Here is a 15,058-nt window from a genome sequence, read left to right on the forward strand (position 1 = left end):
ACAACGTATTTTCAGTGAAACTCTTTTCCTGAAAAATGTGCAAAAGCCTTCCCTTTGTTATGTTCATATGAATATATCGCTCCGAGCCAAAGGCTGGACGGGTCTGCAAAATCAGGGAGAGGTTCGATGATGAAACGTAATGGTTTGGTGCTGGCGGCGCTGGCTGCCGGCAGCATGGCCGCGATGCTGGCGGCACCGGCGCGGGCTGATGAGCAGGTGGTGGTGTTTGCAGCCGCCAGCCTCAAGAACGCGCTCGACGCGGTCAATGTCGCTTGCGAGAAGGAAGTCGGCGAGACCGCCAAGATTTCCTATGCGGCCAGCTCGGCGCTGGCCAAGCAGATCGAGGAAGGCGCGCCGGCCGATGTGTTCATCTCGGCCGACCTCGACTGGATGAAATATCTGTCCGACAAGAAGCTGACCAAGGCCGATACCGAGGTGAAATTGCTCGGCAACGAGATCGTGCTGGTGGCGCCGAAGGATTCCAAGGCCGAGGTGAAGATCGCCAAGGGGTTCGATCTCGCCAAGGTGATCGGCGACGGCAAGCTCGCCATGGGTGATTTCAAGGCGGTGCCGGCCGGTAAATACGGCAAGGCGGCGCTGGAATCGCTCGGCGTCTGGTCTTCGGTCGAGGGCAAGGTGGCGCAGGCGGAGAACGTCCGCGCGGCCCTCAAGCTGGTCGCCACGGGCGAGGCGGCGGCGGGCATCGTCTATCAGACCGACGCCAACGCCGAGAAGGGCGTCAAGGTCATTGGAACCTTCCCGGAAGAGACGCATCCTCCCATCGTCTATCCGGCCGCCCAGACGGCAGCTTCCAAGGACAAGGATGCCCCCGCATTCCTGAAGTGCCTGCGATCTGCTAAGGCAGGCGAACTCTTCAAGGCGCAGGGGTTCACGGTTCTCGCGCCGACCCAGTAAGGCATAGCACTACCGAATGAACTGGCTGCTGGACCTCACGCCCGACGAATGGAATGCGGTCCGGCTGTCGATCAAGGTGGCGACGGTGGCGATGCTGGCCAGCCTTCCGGCCGGCATCGCGGTCGCGTTCTTGCTTGCGCGCGGTCGCTTCTGGGGCAAGACCCTCCTCAATGGTGTCGTGCATCTGCCGCTGATTTTGCCGCCGGTCGTCACCGGCTACCTGCTGCTGCTCGCCTTCGGCCGGCGCGGTCCTGCCGGAGCTTTCCTGGCGGAGCATTTCGGCATCGTCTTTTCCTTCCGCTGGACCGGGGCCGCACTTGCCTGCGGGGTGATGGGTTTTCCGCTGATGGTGCGGGCGATCCGGCTTTCCATCGAGGCGGTGGACCGCAAGCTGGAAGCCGCCGCCGGTACACTTGGCGCCAATCCAGCCTGGGTATTCGCTACCATCACGCTGCCATTGATCCTGCCGGGCATGATCGCCGGCGCCATCCTGTCCTTTGCTAAGGCGATGGGCGAATTCGGTGCGACGATCACCTTCGTCTCCAACATTCCCAACGAGACACAGACGTTGCCGTCGGCCATCTACACGTTCACGCAGGTGCCTGGCGGCGACGAGGGCGCTTTGCGGCTCACCCTCATCAGCATCGTCATCTCAATGGGCGCACTCGTCGCCTCGGAGGTGTTGGCGCGGCGACTCGGTCGGCGGATGGACATCGAATGAGTGTCTCGGTCGACATCGGTCACCATCAGGGCAGCTTTGTTCTTGATGCGGCCTTCGAAAGCACGGGCCGACTGACGGCGCTGTTCGGGCCGTCCGGTTCCGGCAAGACCTCGTTGATCAACGCGATCGCCGGGCTGATCCGCCCGCAGCGCGGCCGCATCGCCGTCGACGGGCGGGTGCTGGTCGACACCGGCGACGGAGTTTTCATACCCAAGCACAAACGCCGCATCGGCATGGTGTTCCAGGATGCGCGGCTGTTTCCGCATCTGAGCGTGGCGGCCAATCTGCGTTACGGGCGCTGGTTCGCGCCGGCCGCGGAGCGCTACGGCGATATCGGCGCGGTGGTCGAGTTGCTCGGCATAGGCCATTTGCTGGATCGGCGGCCGGCCGGGCTTTCCGGCGGCGAGAAGCAGCGCGTGGCGATCGGGCGGGCATTGCTGGCCAGCCCGAGATTGCTTTTGATGGACGAGCCGCTTGCTTCGCTGGACGAGGCGCGCAAGACTGAGATCCTGCCCTACATCGAACGTCTGCGCGACGAGACCAAGGTGCCGATCGTCTATGTCAGCCATTCGGTGGCGGAAGTGGCGCGGCTGGCGAGCGACGTGGTGGTCATGGCGCAAGGCAAGGTCGCCGCCTCCGGTCCGACCGCCGCGATCATGCAGCGGCTTGATCTTCTGGCGCATGAAGAGCGGGGCGAGGGCGGTGCCGTTCTGGACACGCATGTGCTGCAGCACGACCAACGGTTCGGCATGAGCGTGCTTGGCTCGCCGGCCGGCGAAATCCACGTGCCTTATCTGCAAGCGGCAGTCGGTCACCCGGTCCGGCTGCGTATTCGGGCCCGCGACGTGATGATCGCCACTGAACGGCCGCAGGGACTGAGCGCCCTCAACGTGCTGGCTGGCCGCATTGCCGCGATCGAGCCTGGCGAGGGCGCGGCGGTCGAGGTCAGGATCGATTGCAACGGAGTGGCCGTCATGGCGCGCGTTACCCGGCAGTCGCAGCATGCGCTGTCGCTGGCTCCTGGGCTCGACGTCTTCGCCGTCATCAAGACCGTCAGCTTCGACGAAGCCAATGTGGCGGCCACGCCAAGGGCGGAATTCGACGCGTGATGACGCTCTTGCGACGGCATGTCGCTATTCTCCCGTGGAATAACGAATGATCTTTTGACGTGGCGGCATCGACGCCCCAGACCGGGAGGAAGAACAATGCCGTCGCTCAGTCTGAGGATCAATCTCGATCCCGACGGTCGCATCGGGCCGGGCAAGATCGAACTCCTGGAGCAGATCGCCGCCTTCGGGTCGATTTCGGCCGCCGCGCGCGGCATGGAGATGTCCTACAAGCACGCCTGGGACCTGGTGGAAGACATGAACCGCGTCTTCGGCAAGCCGCTGGTGGCGGCGCAGACTGGCGGCCGCAAGGGCGGTGGCGCCCAGCTGACACCTGTCGGGCTGGCGGTTGTCAGCCGCTATCGCGCCATCGAGCGCGCGGCGACGGCGGCCGCAGCCGCGCATATGGACGCGCTGCAGGCGGAGATCGATGCCGGATGAGCAACGGCGTTGCGGTGGGCAGGTAGAGGCGCCGGCTACTCAGGCTTGCGCAGCAGATAGGTGTCCATGATCCAGCCCTTGCGCTGGCGGGCGTTTTCACGAGTGCGGACGATCTCGTCCTCGACGTCGCCGAGCCGGCCCTGGATGAGGATTTCGTCCGGCGTGCCGAGATAGGCCCCCCAATGGATGATGGCATCCTTGTCCGAGACAGTCTGAAAGGAACATTTGCCGTCCAGCATCACCACGGTGCTGGTGGCATTGCCGGGTAAGCCTTCTTCGGTCAGCCGGCGGCCCGTGGTCACCAGGAAGGGGTCGCCAATGCGGTTGAGCGCCATCCTGTGGCCGGCTGCCAGCGCCTGGATGGCGGTGATGCCGGGGATGACTTCCAGCTCAAAGGAGACATTGCCGCGCCGGGTGACGCGCTCAAGGATGCGCAGCGCTGAATCGTAGAGCGACGGGTCGCCCCAGATCAGGAAGGCACCGCAGCCGTCCTCGCCGATTTCATCGCGCACCAGCCGCTCGTAGATGCCGGCGATTTCCTCGTGCCAATCGTCGACCGTGGCGAGATAGGATAGCGCCGGCTCGGCGCGAACCGGTACGTCGAATTCGACGCGGCGGGAGTTCGGATTGGTGACGAAGCGGTCGCAGATCGCGCGGCGCAGGTCGGCGAGCTCGTTTTTCTTCGCACCCTTGTCGGGAATGAAAAGCACATCGGCTCGGTTCAGGCCGTTGATGGCCTGTACCGTCATATGTTCGGGATTGCCGGCGCCGATGCCGATGACGAGAAGCCTGCGCATGGGCGCTGTCCTGCCCGATCGCAGACGACCTGTCCAGTGTTGGCACCGGGTCGGCGGCCGGTCTTGGCGACGACGGAAGGGCTTTGAACGGGCGGTCGAAGCAAGTAGGGTCGGACAGGCTTGTTGGGAAGGGAATCGCTTCGATGGTCCGCATTGCGCTGACGCTCGGCCTCGCGCTTGTCGCGGCTCCTGCCTTCGCCAACGATTCCACCGCGGAACTGGGTGCCGGCGGGTTGATCCTGTCGCGCAACGACGTCGTCTCGATGGACAGCGAGGACCTGTTCATCTCGCGCGACAAGGTGACGGTGGACTATGTCTTTCGCAATACGTCGGACAAGGATGTCTCGACCGTCGTCGCTTTTCCCTTGCCGGAAATCGAGGCCAATCCCTATGAGATGCCATCCATTCCGGATGAAGGCAGCGACAATTTCCTCGGCTTCGAGGTGACGGTTGACGGTGCATCCGTCAAACCCGAACTGGAGCAGAAAGCCTTCGCGGTCGGCGTCGATGTCGGCGCGGAGCTTAAGGCGCAGAACGTACCGCTCTATCCTTATGGCAAGGTGGTGCTGGATGCGCTCGCCAAGCTGCCGCAACAGGTGGCCGACGACTGGCTGGCACGCGGCATCATCGTCATGGACGACTTTGACGACGGTACCGGCTGGAAAAGCGTGCGCTCGCCCTTCTGGCAGCTGCGCTCGACTTTCTGGTGGCGTGCGACCTTCCCGGCCAACAAGGCCGTGCATGTCGCGCACCGTTACAAGCCGAGTGTCGGCGCCACGGCGGGCCTGAATTTCTTCTACGACGGTAAATTCCAGGGCGAGTATGACAGCTACAAGCGCACCTACTGCATGGACAATGCCTTCGAGGCCGGTGTGCGCAAGGCGCAACAAAATAATACCGACGCCGTCCCGCAGCTTTATGAAAGCCGTATCGCCTATATCCTGACAACCGGCGGCAACTGGGCGACCGGCAGCATCGGCAAATTCAAGCTGACCGTCGACAAGGGCGACGCGCAAAGCCTGGTTTCGTTCTGCGGCGATGGTGTCCGCAAGGTCGGGCCGACCACCTTCGAAATGACCGCGGAGAATTACGTGCCGGAGCGCGACATCAACATATTGCTGCTCGACCGGCCCGACAGCGAAGGCGGAACCGGCAACTGATGTTTGTGTCCATTCATGTCGCGATTGCCGAGAATGGCGTGATCGGGCGCGAGGGCGGTTTGCCCTGGCGCCTGTCCACGGACCTGAAGCGTTTCAAGGCCGATACGCTGGGCAAACCCATCGTCATGGGGCGCAAGACCTGGGACAGTTTTCCCAGGCGCCCACTGCCGGACCGGCTGAATATCCTGGTAACCCGGGACGCGGCATTGCGCGCCGACGGCGCCGAAGTGGCGCATTCGCTGGAGGACGCATTGACGCTGGCGCGTATCCGCGGGCGCTGCATGGCGGGCGTCGACGAGATTTGCGTGATCGGCGGGGCGCAGATCTATGCCCAGGCATTGCCCTTGGCCGACCGGCTGCACGTCACCCACGTGCTAGCGGCGATCGACGGCGATGCTTATTTTCCGGTGATTGATCCACAGGTCTGGCGCGCTGTCTCGTCGCTCGACGTGCCGGCCGGCGAGAAGGACAGCCATCCGACCCGTCACGTCGTTTATGAGCGTCGTACCGGCTGACCGGGGACAAAGCGTCGCGGTCGAAGCGGATGGAAGAAGAGTGGCTTGGGACCCCGACGCGTTGAAAGCGCGTCATGGCATCCCTATAGAAGGACAGTACGGATTTGCGCCGACTTTCGGCGCATGAGGGATTCCAGCGAAAGGACATTCATGCCCTGGAACGACAAAAGTGGCGGCGGAGGCGGCCCCTGGGGAGGCGGCGGCGGTAACAACCAGGGCCCATGGGGGCAGGGACCGCGCGGTCCCGGCGGTCCACAGGGCTCGCCCCCCGATCTCGAAGACATCATCCGCCGTGGCCAGGACAGGCTGCGCAACGTGCTGCCCGGTGGCGGCAGCCCGGCTCTTTATCTGCTGATCGCACTGGTGCTGATCGCAGGCTGGCTGTTCAAGGCCGTCTATACCGTGCAGCCCGACGAGGTTGCGGTCGAGCTGCGCTTCGGCAAGCCGAAGGCCCAGCTTTCCGAACCTGGTCTGCATTTCCACTGGTGGCCGGTCGAGACGGTCGAGACCGCCAAGATTTCCGAACAGCTGGTCAATATCGGTGGCGGCGCCCGCAGCGGCAACACATCGGGCCTGATGCTGTCGGGCGACCAGAACATCGTCAACGTGCAGTTCTCCGTCGCCTATCAGGTGGCTGACCCACGCACCTATCTGTTCGATGTCGCCGATCCCGACGAGATGCTGAAGCAGGTGGCCGAGAGCGCGATGCGCGAAGCCGTCGGCCGGCGTCCGGCGCAGGATATTTTCCGCGATGACCGCCAGGGCATCGCGACCGCCGTGCGCGAAAACATCCAGGCGACGCTGGACAGCTACAAGGCCGGTCTGACCATCAACGCCGTCTCCATCGAAGATGCAGCGCCGCCACGCGAAGTGGCCGATGCTTTCGACGAAGTGCAGCGCGCCGAACAGGACGAGGACCGCTTCGTCGAAGAGGCGAACCAGTATTCCAACCAGAAGCTCGGTGCCGCGCGTGGTCAGGCTGCGCAGGTTCGTGAAGAGGCTGCCGCCTACAAGAACCGTGTCACGCAGGAAGCGGAGGGTGAGGCACAGCGCTTCATCTCCGTCTATGACGAATACGCCAAGGCGCCGGAAGTGACGCGCCAGCGCATGTATCTGGAGACGATGGAGAAGGTGCTGAAGGATTCCAGCAAGGTGATCGTCGAGCCGGGCAGCAACGGTCAGGGGGTTGTTCCCTATCTGCCGTTGCCGGCATTGCAGCCGCAGGCTTCGGGAGGGAACCGCTAATGGCCAATCGTCTCCCAGCCATCGTGGTGGCGGTCGCCATCATCCTGTTCCTGCTCTATTCCTCGGTGTTCGTGGTCAACGCCCGCCAACAGGCGATCGTGCTGCGCTTCGGCGAGATCGTCGACGTCAAGACCGAGCCCGGCATCTATTTCAAGGCGCCGTTCGCTATGTTCGACGCCGACACCGTGCAGATGATCGAAAAACGCGTGCTGCGCTTCGATCTGGACAACATCCGTGTCCAGGTCTCGGGCGGCAAGTTCTACGAGGTCGACGCCTTCATCGCCTACCGCATCTCCAACCCGCGCGTCTTCCGTTCGGCGGTGTCTGGTCAGATCGAGCTTGCCGAACAGCGGCTCAAGACCCGTCTGGACGCAGCGTTGCGTCGTGTCTACGGCCAGCGCGCCTTCGAGGCCGCCCTATCCGAAGAGCGCGGCACGATGATGCTTGAGGTGCGCGATCAACTCCGTCCCGACGCGACGTCGCTGGGGCTGGAGATCGACGACGTCCGCATTCGTCGCACCGACCTGACGGCCGAGGTCTCGCAGCAGACCTATGACCGCATGAAGGCCGAGCGTCTTGCCGAGGCTGAAAGGCTAAGGGCGCGCGGCAACGAAGCGGCACAGCGCATCAAGGCCCGTGCCGACCGTGAGGTGATCGAAATCGTCGCCGAAGCGAACAAGGAGTCGGAAATCCTGCGCGGTGAGGGCGATGCCCAACGCAGTGCGACCTTCGCCAACGCCTACAATCGCGATCCGGCCTTCTTCGACTTCTATCGCTCGATGAATGCCTACGGAACGGCGCTGGATGGCGCCGGCACCACAATGCTGCTTTCGCCGAATTCGGAGTTCTTCCGCTACTTCCGCGATCCAGCCGGCAAGGCGGCTCCGGCCGCTCCCGCTAAGCCTGCGCAATAATTCGTGCAGGACTTTCTAGCCGCCATGGGTCTGGTCCTCGTTGCCGAGGGCCTGATCTATGGCGGTTTTCCACGTCTGGCCAAACGGCTGGCCGGCGAGATGCTCGGCATGCCGGAGGGCGCGCTGCGTATCGCCGGTCTGATGGTGATCGCCGTCGGCGTCGGTGTCGTCTGGCTGGTGCGCGGCTGACAAATACGCCATCCTGCGGGCTAGGGATTTGTTCGCCGCGGGTGGTAACGGCCGCAAACGTGCCTTATTTCTTTTAACACTGACATCGCGTCGCGCCAGACGCTGTTGCTGACTTGCCGGGAGGCCCTGATGAAATCCTATTCCATCCTCAGCGCGGCAAGGAAGACGCTTGTCGCCGCCACGGCGGCGCTGGTCGTCGGTACGTCAGCCGTCTCGTTCGCGGCCGCACAGCCGCAGTCGTACGCCAACGGGCCGGCCTCAGTGGCCGACCTCGCGGAAGGCCTGCTCGGCGCGGTCGTCAACATTTCTACGTCGCAGATTGTCAAGGGCAGCGAAGGACCGGGCGCCGTACCGATGCCGCAGTTGCCGGAAGGGTCGCCTTTCCAGGATTTCTTCAACGATTTCTTCAAGGACAAGGGGGGCAACAAAGGCGGCTCGCAGAAGGTGCAGTCGCTGGGCTCCGGCTTCGTCATCGACGCCAATGAAGGCATCGTGGTGACCAACAACCACGTCATTGCCGACGCCGACGACATCGAGGTGAATTTCTCCGACGGCGTCACGCTGAAGGCAAAGCTCATCGGCACCGACACCAAGACCGACATCGCCGTGCTGAAGGTGGACCCCAAGGGCCACAAGTTGACGGCAGTGAAGTTCGGCGATTCCAACAAGATGCGCATCGGCGACTGGGTGATGGCGATCGGCAATCCGTTCGGCCTCGGCGGTACGGTGACGCTGGGTATCGTCTCGGCGCGCAACCGCGACATCAATTCCGGCCCATATGACGATTTCATCCAGACCGACGCCGCCATCAACCGCGGCAATTCGGGCGGTCCGCTGTTCAACATGAACGGCGAAGTCATCGGCATCAACACCGCCATAATCTCACCTTCGGGTGGCTCGATCGGCATCGGCTTCTCCATCCCCGCGCAACTTGCCGCCGGCGTGGTCGAGCAGCTGCGCCAATTCGGCGAAACGCGCCGCGGCTGGCTCGGCGTACGCATTCAGCCGGTGACCAGTGACATCGCCGAGAGCCTCGGCATGAAGGAACCCAAGGGCGCTTTGGTGGCCGGCATCATCAAGGGCGGTCCGGTTGACAACGGCACCATTCAGGCCGGCGACGTCATCACCAAGTTCGACGGCAAGGATATCGCTGAAACGCGCGACCTGCCGCGCGTGGTCGCCGAGAGCCCGGTCGGCAAGGCGGTCGACGTGGTGATCGTGCGCAAGGGCAAGGAGCAGACGGTGAAGGTCACGCTCGGCCGGTTGGAGGATGGCGAGAAACTCGCCTCCGCCGACGAGAGCAAACCCAGCGACAGCAAGGGCGCGCCGGTGGCGGCTGCCTCGGTGCTCGGCATGTCGATCGGCGAGTTGAACGACGAGACGCGTAGCAAGTTCGGCATTGCTGCTGATGTATCGGGCGTGGTCATCACCGATGTCGCCAAGGATTCGGCCGCCTCCGAACGCGGCATCCAGCCGGGCGAAGTGATCACCGAGATCGCGCAGGAATCGGTCTCGAAACCCAAGGACGTCATGGACCGCATCGCGGCACTGAAACAGCAAGGCCGCAAGAACGCGCTTCTGATGCTGGCGTCCAAGACCGGCGAACTGCGTTTCGTCACGATCCGGATGGATTGATTCCGGAAAACGGCGCAACGGGTTGACTTAAAAAGAAGAAAGGGCGGCTAGCGGGCCGCCCTTTTCTGTTTTTCCCAACCCTGGCGCTTCAGACTGTAAAAAGCGTGCGGGCGCAGACGCGTGTATTCTTCAGGAACCAGCGGGTGGTCAAAATCGCGCGACGGGTCTGCCGTCATGCCGATACGTTCCATGACAGCAGTCGAGCGGCGGTTCTCGCGTACGGCGAAGGAAACGATTTCGTCCAGACCAAGCGTCTCGAAGCCGAAGGCGAGCCATGCGCGTGCGGCCTCGGCAACGTAGCCATGGCCCCAGAACTCCGGCGCAAGGCGCCAGCCGATTTCGACAGAACCCTTCGGCAGGGCGGGAAGATAGTCGGCATCATAGAGGCCGACGAAGCCGATGCATTCGCCGGTCGCGGCTACCTCCACTGGTGCAAAACCGTAGCCGTGGCTGTCGATCCAGGCGCGCAACTCGTCCATCTTGGCGTCGGACTGCGCGCGATCGCGCCGGAACGGAAAGAACTCCATCACCTGCTTATCGGAATTGATGAGATGGAAGAGGGACCGGTCGCGCTCTTCCCAGTTGCGCAAGATCAGTCTTTCCGTACGGATCGGGATCATGTGGCGAAATCTTCCTGCCTGTAACCTTGCAGATAGAGCAGGGCGGTCAGGTCGCCATGGTCGATGCGCACTCTGGCCTGGGCGGCCACCGAAGGCTTGGCATGCAGCGCGACACCCATGCCCGACAGCTGGATCATGTCGAGGTCGTTGGCGCCGTCACCAACGGCGACGGCATCCGCCGGCGTGAGGCCGAGCCTGGCGGCGATGTCGATGAGCGCATCCGCCTTGGCGGCGCGGCCGAGGATCGGCTCCGCCACCTCGCCGGTGAAGCGACCGTCGCGCTCGACCAGGCGGTTGGCGCGGTTTTCATGGAAACCTAGCATCGTGGCGATACGGCTGGTGAAGACGTCGAAGCCGCCCGAGACCAGCGCGGTATGGGCACCGGCCTTGCGCATCGTCTGCACCAAAGCGCGGCCTCCGGAAGCCAGTGTGAGCCGATTGGCGATGATGCGGTCGACCACCGCGGTGTCGAGATCCTTCAGAAGCGCGACGCGCTCGCGCAATGCTGGTTCAAAGGCAATCTCGCCATTCATCGAACGGGCGGTGATCGCCGCCACCCGTTCCTTCAGTCCGACTTCGTCGGCGAGTTCGTCGATGCATTCCTGGTCGATCATGGTCGAATCCATGTCGGCGATTAGGATTTTCTTGCGTCGCGTCGCTTCGTCCTGGATGGCGAAGTCAACGGGGTTGGAACCGAGCGCGGTAGCGAGCGCGGCTGCGGTCTCCCGGCTGTCGGCGCCTGACGGCAGGACGAGATCGCAGGCGATCGTCTCGCCCAACCAACGCGTCGCGCTTGCGCCGACCGCCTGCGAGGCTTTATTCGCTAGGGCCGGCGTGAGTGCGCCGCCGGCTGGATTGGAGACGAGCGTGGCGACGAGCGGCATGGAGGAGACCCTGCGGGAGGTGGCCGACGAAGGCCGCGTGAAGGATGCGGTCCTGATAGCCGGCCCGACTGCCAGCGGCAAGTCGGCGCTGGCGCTGGAGGTGGCCGAGCGCTTCGGCGGTGTCATCGTCAACACCGATTCTATGCAGGGTTATTCGATCCTCAACGTGCTGACAGCGCGGCCTGCGCCGGCGGATCTCGCCCGGGTTCCGCATTTCCTTTACGGCCATGTCCACCCTTCGACCGCCTATTCGACCGGCGCCTGGTTGCGGGACGTCGAACGGCTGATCGACGAAGGCGCGCTGGCCGGTCGCCCTCCGGTCTTCGTCGGCGGCACCGGGCTTTATTTCAGGGCGCTGGCCGAAGGCATTTCAGCGATGCCGGATATCCCGGCGCATATCCGCGACCGCTGGCGTCACGAACTGGTCGAGCGCGGCGCGCCACGGCTGCACCGCGAACTGATGCACAGGGATTCGGCCACGGCCATGTTGTTGCGACCGAGCGATGGTCAGCGCATCGCCAGGGCGCTGGAAGTTCTGGATGCGTCGGGCCGTTCGATCCGTTCGTGGCAGGCCGAGCGTGGTCGCCCGTTGATCGATCGCGCCAGCGCGCATTTCTTCGTCATCGAACCAGACCGGGATGCCTTGACCCAACGCATCAACCGACGATTCGACGCGATGATCGACCAGGGTGCCATGGAGGAGGTACGCCAGATCCTGGCGCTCCATCTCGACCCGGCGCTGCCGGCCGTCAAGGCAATCGGCGTGCGTGAGCTTCAGTCCGTGCTGGCGGGCGAGATGGAAGCCGAAAAGGCGATGGAAATGGCCAAGATCGCCACCCGGCAATACGCAAAGCGGCAATCCACCTGGTTTCGCAACCAGTTCGGCGAGGAATGGCGAAGATTGTCGCCGGGCGAAGACATGGCGACCATCATTCGCATGTCGATCGAAAAGAGAAATCGATAGAATTCTCAGTATTAACGCTGCTTTTTCAAGGCTTGTTCAAGTTAACTGCGGCGTAAGCCTATCCGTGCCATAACCATCCGGCGTTGCAGTAGGCTGGGTGCAGATGCATTTTCACAAGGCGGAACACGCCTTCTTCGTCTTTATCTTTGTCATCGTCGCCGCCGGCATGGTGACGTTGCATGCCCACGGCGTGGTGGAGACCGCGACGGCCCAGATCGGCGATGGCGCGGCGTTGGACAGCGTCGCATATATCGGCACGCTGCTGTTTGCCATCGGCGTGCTTTTGGCCACCGCCTTCTTCTTTGGCGTGTTCTTCATCTACCCGCTGATCCGCGATCAGGTGCGCGAGGAGGGAAAGTTGCGGGCGATGACGGCGACGCTGAGCGCCCGTTCCGAGACACTTGAGCAGGCGGCGCTGACAGATGCGCTGACAGGCATGCAGAACCGGCGGTTTTTCGACGACGCGCTGCGCGAATACATCGCGGAATTCCATCGCATCGGCAAGCCGGTCGGGCTGATGATCCTCGATCTCGACCATTTCAAGAGCGTCAACGATACCCATGGCCACGATATCGGCGACGAAGTGCTGCGCTCGGTCGCCGGCTGCCTCAAGGGCATGACCCGCTACCACGATGTCGTGGCTCGGCTGGGCGGCGAGGAGTTCGGCATTGTGACCCCGAATATGGACGCGGAACTACTGACGCGTTTCGCCGAGCGCATCCGCAAGGGCGTCGCCAATCTGGCCATCGTCAACGGCAATGTGCGGCTGAAGGTCACCACCAGCGTCGGGCTGGCGGTTTGGGACCATTCCGAGACGGCCGAGGCCTTCTACCGCCGCGCCGACAAGCAGCTCTACGAGGCCAAGCGCCAAGGCCGTAACCGCGTGTGTGCTTAGGCCGGGCAGAGCGTCAATTCAGTTGAATTTTGAAATGGCGAACGAGCCGGCCAGGCTGGGCTCGCTCCGTCGGTTCAATCGTTCAGGGGTTTGAGGCCGAACGTCATCGGCTTCAGCCCGTAACGCGTGTCGAAATCGTCGTCATGCGGCGGGCGCGGCGCGGCCGGCTGCCGGTAGTCCGGGTCGCCGGGCTGGCGTGTGGCGTCGGCCATTTCGGAGAAATTCATCGCCGGCTGTGGCTTCGGTACGTTGCGCAGTTTTTCGACGATGCCGACGAGATCGACCTCGCCGTCACCGGAAGGTGCTTCCATGGAGTGTTTGGCTGTGCCGGGAATCAGGCTGCGATCCAGCTTCTCGAACTTCAGCCGCATGGTGGTGGCGACGCCCTCACCGAAGGCGATTGCCTCGCGCTGTCCCATCGAGGACAGGAAAGCAAGGCTGGAGGCGGAGGAGTCGGCAATGGCTGAACGGATGATCGCCTGGTCCTGTTCGTTGGACAGGCGCATGGCGAAGAAGGTCGAGCATTGCGACAGGATGGTCGGGTCGAGCTCGCCCGGGCGCTGCGTGACGACGCCGAGATAGCAGCCATATTTGCGGCCTTCCTTGGCGATGCGCGACAGTGCGTGTCGGGTCGGCGCGAAGCCGAGGCGCGGATCGGCCGGCATGTAGCGATGCGCTTCTTCGCACAAAAGCAGCAGCCTGAGCCGCCCCTCGCTCCACAGCGCGAGATCGAAGGCCAGCCGCGCGAGAACCGAACAGACCGAGTTGACGACCTCGGACGGCAGGCCCGCCATTTCGAAACAGGTTACCGGCCGGCCGTGATGCGGCACGCGGAAGATGTTGCCGACCGTTTCGTGGATGGTGTCCTCGATCAGGCGTGAATTGAACATGAAGCGGTAGCGCGGGTCTGCGACGGCCGATTCGATACGCAATTTGAGCGACTTCAGTGCCGGCCGCTCGGCCTTGCTTTCGAGCAGGCCCATGCGGTCATCGATCTGCTTCACCAGATCGGCGATCCGGTAGGGGACCGGTGTGTCGGCGGTCATGGTGTCGGCGCCGCGGCGCACATAGGCGACACCGTTGCCGGTGCGGTAGAGATGCTTCACCACCGGAATGAGATCGCGCAGAATGTCGACCTCCTCGGGCGGTGCCTCGCGACCACGGAACAGCACTTCGGCGAATTCCTCGAGGCGGAACATCCAGAAGGGCAGATCGAGCGTCGAAGCGTCGATCTTGACGCACTGGTCCTTCAGCGAAGAGGCGAATTCATTGTGCGGATCAAGGATCAGTACGCGCAGGTCAGGCCGCGCCGCGATCGCCTTGCGCAGCAGCAGCGAAACGGCTGTCGACTTGCCGACACCAGTGGTGCCGACCACGGCGAAATGCCGGGTCAACGTGTCGTCGACGGCAATCCTGGCCGCGATCGCCTCGTCCTGCGACAGTGTGCCGATGGCCACCGAAGGACGGCCGGCGAGGTCGTAGACGGCCTCGAGATCGCGGCTGCGGATGCGGTGGGCAACCGCGCCGATATGCGGGTATATGGTGATACCACGGTCAAAGAACGGTTTGGCGCCGGGCTCGAAACCATCGCGCACCTCGCCGACCAGTTCGACGCTGACCTCGATCGGGTTCAGGCCTTCGGCGTTCCAGGCAAGATCGGCCTTGGCGATCGCATAGACCAGACCGACCGTGCGGCTGTTGCCCAGATTGATGGAGATCATCTTGCCGACAGCCCATTGGCCACCGGCGGAACCATCTTCGCCGTCAGCGAAAGCGCTGATGGTGGCGCGGGCGCCGTCGCAGCGGACGACATGGCCGAGGATGCGCTTGTCAGTCTGAGCGGCGTCGCGTCGCTCCTGCGATACCGGCTCGCCGCCGGAGACTGCACGTTCGACAAACATCAACGAGGGGATCCCCACTACCTCAGCGAACTCTAATATGGTTCGGTTAAAGTCGCGTGTGAGGGGATGGTTTAGCAGCGGTTAAGGGCGGCGCGACAATTTGAACAATCCGGCAAAAGTCCCTTCCAGTTCATGCTTCATATGATATGTTGGACA

At 63.3% G+C, this 15,058-nt stretch carries 16 protein-coding genes; 12 read left to right on the forward strand and 4 right to left on the reverse strand.

The window, feature by feature from the left end; all coding sequences use genetic code 11:
• Positions 1 to 129: 129 nt before the first annotated feature.
• The 4 genes from modA (at position 130) to AB4136_RS07610 (ending at position 3,183) form a co-directional block, all read left to right on the forward strand.
• Complete coding sequence (gene modA / locus AB4136_RS07595) at positions 130 to 915, forward strand: molybdate ABC transporter substrate-binding protein (protein WP_024924486.1); 786 nt, start codon at positions 130 to 132, stop codon at positions 913 to 915.
• Between the two features lie 16 nt (positions 916 to 931).
• Positions 932 to 1,636, forward strand: coding sequence for a molybdate ABC transporter permease subunit (gene modB, locus AB4136_RS07600; protein ID WP_024924487.1), 705 nt, complete (start codon positions 932 to 934; stop codon positions 1,634 to 1,636).
• On the forward strand, positions 1,633 to 2,745 hold the full coding sequence (gene modC, locus AB4136_RS07605; RefSeq protein WP_024924488.1) for a molybdenum ABC transporter ATP-binding protein: 1,113 nt from the start codon (positions 1,633 to 1,635) through the stop codon (positions 2,743 to 2,745). Before modB ends, modC begins: the two co-directional genes overlap by 4 nt.
• 96 nt (positions 2,746 to 2,841) lie before the next feature.
• The gene (locus AB4136_RS07610; RefSeq protein WP_024924489.1) at positions 2,842 to 3,183 is read left to right on the forward strand and encodes a winged helix-turn-helix domain-containing protein; all 342 of its coding nucleotides are present in this window, start codon (positions 2,842 to 2,844) and stop codon (positions 3,181 to 3,183) included.
• Positions 3,184 to 3,218: 35 nt separating this feature from the next.
• Here AB4136_RS07610 and cobF read toward each other — a convergent pair whose 3' ends face one another.
• A complete protein-coding gene (gene cobF, locus AB4136_RS07615; protein WP_024924490.1) occupies positions 3,219 to 3,980 on the reverse strand; it encodes a precorrin-6A synthase (deacetylating) in 762 nt (253 codons plus the stop codon).
• Between the two features lie 143 nt (positions 3,981 to 4,123).
• On the opposite strand from cobF, the gene AB4136_RS07620 reads away from it, so the two are divergent.
• The 6 genes from AB4136_RS07620 to AB4136_RS07645 all read left to right on the forward strand — a co-directional run bounded on the left by AB4136_RS07620 (position 4,124) and on the right by AB4136_RS07645 (position 9,638).
• The gene (locus AB4136_RS07620; RefSeq protein ID WP_024924491.1) at positions 4,124 to 5,140 is read left to right on the forward strand and encodes a DUF4424 domain-containing protein; all 1,017 of its coding nucleotides are present in this window, start codon (positions 4,124 to 4,126) and stop codon (positions 5,138 to 5,140) included.
• Entirely contained in the window at positions 5,140 to 5,655 is a 516-nt protein-coding gene (locus tag AB4136_RS07625) for a dihydrofolate reductase (RefSeq protein ID WP_024924492.1), read from the forward strand. The genes AB4136_RS07620 and AB4136_RS07625 overlap by 1 nt, the downstream gene beginning before the upstream one ends.
• 150 nt (positions 5,656 to 5,805) lie before the next feature.
• Complete coding sequence (hflK, locus tag AB4136_RS07630) at positions 5,806 to 6,900, forward strand: FtsH protease activity modulator HflK (protein WP_024924493.1); 1,095 nt, start codon at positions 5,806 to 5,808, stop codon at positions 6,898 to 6,900.
• A complete protein-coding gene (gene hflC / locus AB4136_RS07635) occupies positions 6,900 to 7,814 on the forward strand; it encodes a protease modulator HflC (protein ID WP_024924494.1) in 915 nt (304 codons plus the stop codon). Before hflK ends, hflC begins: the two co-directional genes overlap by 1 nt.
• 3 nt (positions 7,815 to 7,817) lie before the next feature.
• Complete coding sequence (locus AB4136_RS07640; RefSeq protein ID WP_024924495.1) at positions 7,818 to 8,003, forward strand: DUF2065 domain-containing protein; 186 nt, start codon at positions 7,818 to 7,820, stop codon at positions 8,001 to 8,003.
• Positions 8,004 to 8,132: 129 nt separating this feature from the next.
• Complete coding sequence (locus AB4136_RS07645) at positions 8,133 to 9,638, forward strand: DegQ family serine endoprotease (protein WP_024924496.1); 1,506 nt, start codon at positions 8,133 to 8,135, stop codon at positions 9,636 to 9,638.
• A gap of 47 nt (positions 9,639 to 9,685) precedes the next feature.
• Here the strand turns inward: AB4136_RS07645 and AB4136_RS07650 are convergent, their stop codons facing one another.
• Together AB4136_RS07650 and serB are read right to left on the reverse strand one after the other, a co-directional pair.
• Positions 9,686 to 10,258, reverse strand: a complete 573-nt coding sequence (locus AB4136_RS07650) for a GNAT family N-acetyltransferase (RefSeq protein WP_024924497.1) — start codon at positions 10,256 to 10,258, stop codon at positions 9,686 to 9,688.
• On the reverse strand, positions 10,255 to 11,142 hold the full coding sequence (gene serB / locus AB4136_RS07655) for a phosphoserine phosphatase SerB (RefSeq protein WP_024924498.1): 888 nt from the start codon (positions 11,140 to 11,142) through the stop codon (positions 10,255 to 10,257). The genes AB4136_RS07650 and serB overlap by 4 nt, the downstream gene beginning before the upstream one ends.
• Here serB and miaA point away from each other — a divergent pair.
• Positions 11,141 to 12,106, forward strand: coding sequence for a tRNA (adenosine(37)-N6)-dimethylallyltransferase MiaA (gene miaA / locus AB4136_RS07660; RefSeq protein WP_024924499.1), 966 nt, complete (start codon positions 11,141 to 11,143; stop codon positions 12,104 to 12,106). The two genes, serB and miaA, sit on opposite strands and share 2 nt — an antisense overlap.
• A 103-nt stretch (positions 12,107 to 12,209) precedes the next feature.
• Positions 12,210 to 13,001, forward strand: coding sequence for a GGDEF domain-containing protein (locus AB4136_RS07665; protein ID WP_024924500.1), 792 nt, complete (start codon positions 12,210 to 12,212; stop codon positions 12,999 to 13,001).
• A gap of 74 nt (positions 13,002 to 13,075) precedes the next feature.
• Here the strand turns inward: AB4136_RS07665 and AB4136_RS07670 are convergent, their stop codons facing one another.
• On the reverse strand, positions 13,076 to 14,902 hold the full coding sequence (locus AB4136_RS07670) for a helicase HerA domain-containing protein (RefSeq protein WP_137900527.1): 1,827 nt from the start codon (positions 14,900 to 14,902) through the stop codon (positions 13,076 to 13,078).
• Positions 14,903 to 15,058: the final 156 nt, after the last annotated feature.

Origin of the sequence: Mesorhizobium sp. 2RAF21, assembly GCF_052115345.1 — a bacterium.
GTDB classification, from domain to species: domain Bacteria; phylum Pseudomonadota; class Alphaproteobacteria; order Rhizobiales; family Rhizobiaceae; genus Mesorhizobium; species Mesorhizobium terrae.

What these genes read in the sequence shown, in the direction of transcription:
- modA (WP_024924486.1), top strand. Translation starts at nt 130, where the DNA reads ATGAAACGTAATGGTTTGGTGCTGGCGGCGCTGGCTGCCGGCAGCATG.
- modB (WP_024924487.1), top strand. Translation starts at nt 932, where the DNA reads ATGAACTGGCTGCTGGACCTCACGCCCGACGAATGGAATGCGGTCCGG.
- modC (WP_024924488.1), top strand. Translation starts at nt 1,633, where the DNA reads ATGAGTGTCTCGGTCGACATCGGTCACCATCAGGGCAGCTTTGTTCTT.
- AB4136_RS07610 (WP_024924489.1), top strand. Translation starts at nt 2,842, where the DNA reads ATGCCGTCGCTCAGTCTGAGGATCAATCTCGATCCCGACGGTCGCATC.
- cobF (WP_024924490.1), bottom strand. Translation starts at nt 3,980, where the DNA reads ATGCGCAGGCTTCTCGTCATCGGCATCGGCGCCGGCAATCCCGAACAT.
- AB4136_RS07620 (WP_024924491.1), top strand. Translation starts at nt 4,124, where the DNA reads ATGGTCCGCATTGCGCTGACGCTCGGCCTCGCGCTTGTCGCGGCTCCT.
- AB4136_RS07625 (WP_024924492.1), top strand. Translation starts at nt 5,140, where the DNA reads ATGTTTGTGTCCATTCATGTCGCGATTGCCGAGAATGGCGTGATCGGG.
- hflK (WP_024924493.1), top strand. Translation starts at nt 5,806, where the DNA reads ATGCCCTGGAACGACAAAAGTGGCGGCGGAGGCGGCCCCTGGGGAGGC.
- hflC (WP_024924494.1), top strand. Translation starts at nt 6,900, where the DNA reads ATGGCCAATCGTCTCCCAGCCATCGTGGTGGCGGTCGCCATCATCCTG.
- AB4136_RS07645 (WP_024924496.1), top strand. Translation starts at nt 8,133, where the DNA reads ATGAAATCCTATTCCATCCTCAGCGCGGCAAGGAAGACGCTTGTCGCC.
- AB4136_RS07650 (WP_024924497.1), bottom strand. Translation starts at nt 10,258, where the DNA reads ATGATCCCGATCCGTACGGAAAGACTGATCTTGCGCAACTGGGAAGAG.
- miaA (WP_024924499.1), top strand. Translation starts at nt 11,141, where the DNA reads ATGGAGGAGACCCTGCGGGAGGTGGCCGACGAAGGCCGCGTGAAGGAT.
- serB (WP_024924498.1), bottom strand. Translation starts at nt 11,142, where the DNA reads ATGCCGCTCGTCGCCACGCTCGTCTCCAATCCAGCCGGCGGCGCACTC.
- AB4136_RS07665 (WP_024924500.1), top strand. Translation starts at nt 12,210, where the DNA reads ATGCATTTTCACAAGGCGGAACACGCCTTCTTCGTCTTTATCTTTGTC.
- AB4136_RS07670 (WP_137900527.1), bottom strand. Translation starts at nt 14,902, where the DNA reads ATGTTTGTCGAACGTGCAGTCTCCGGCGGCGAGCCGGTATCGCAGGAG.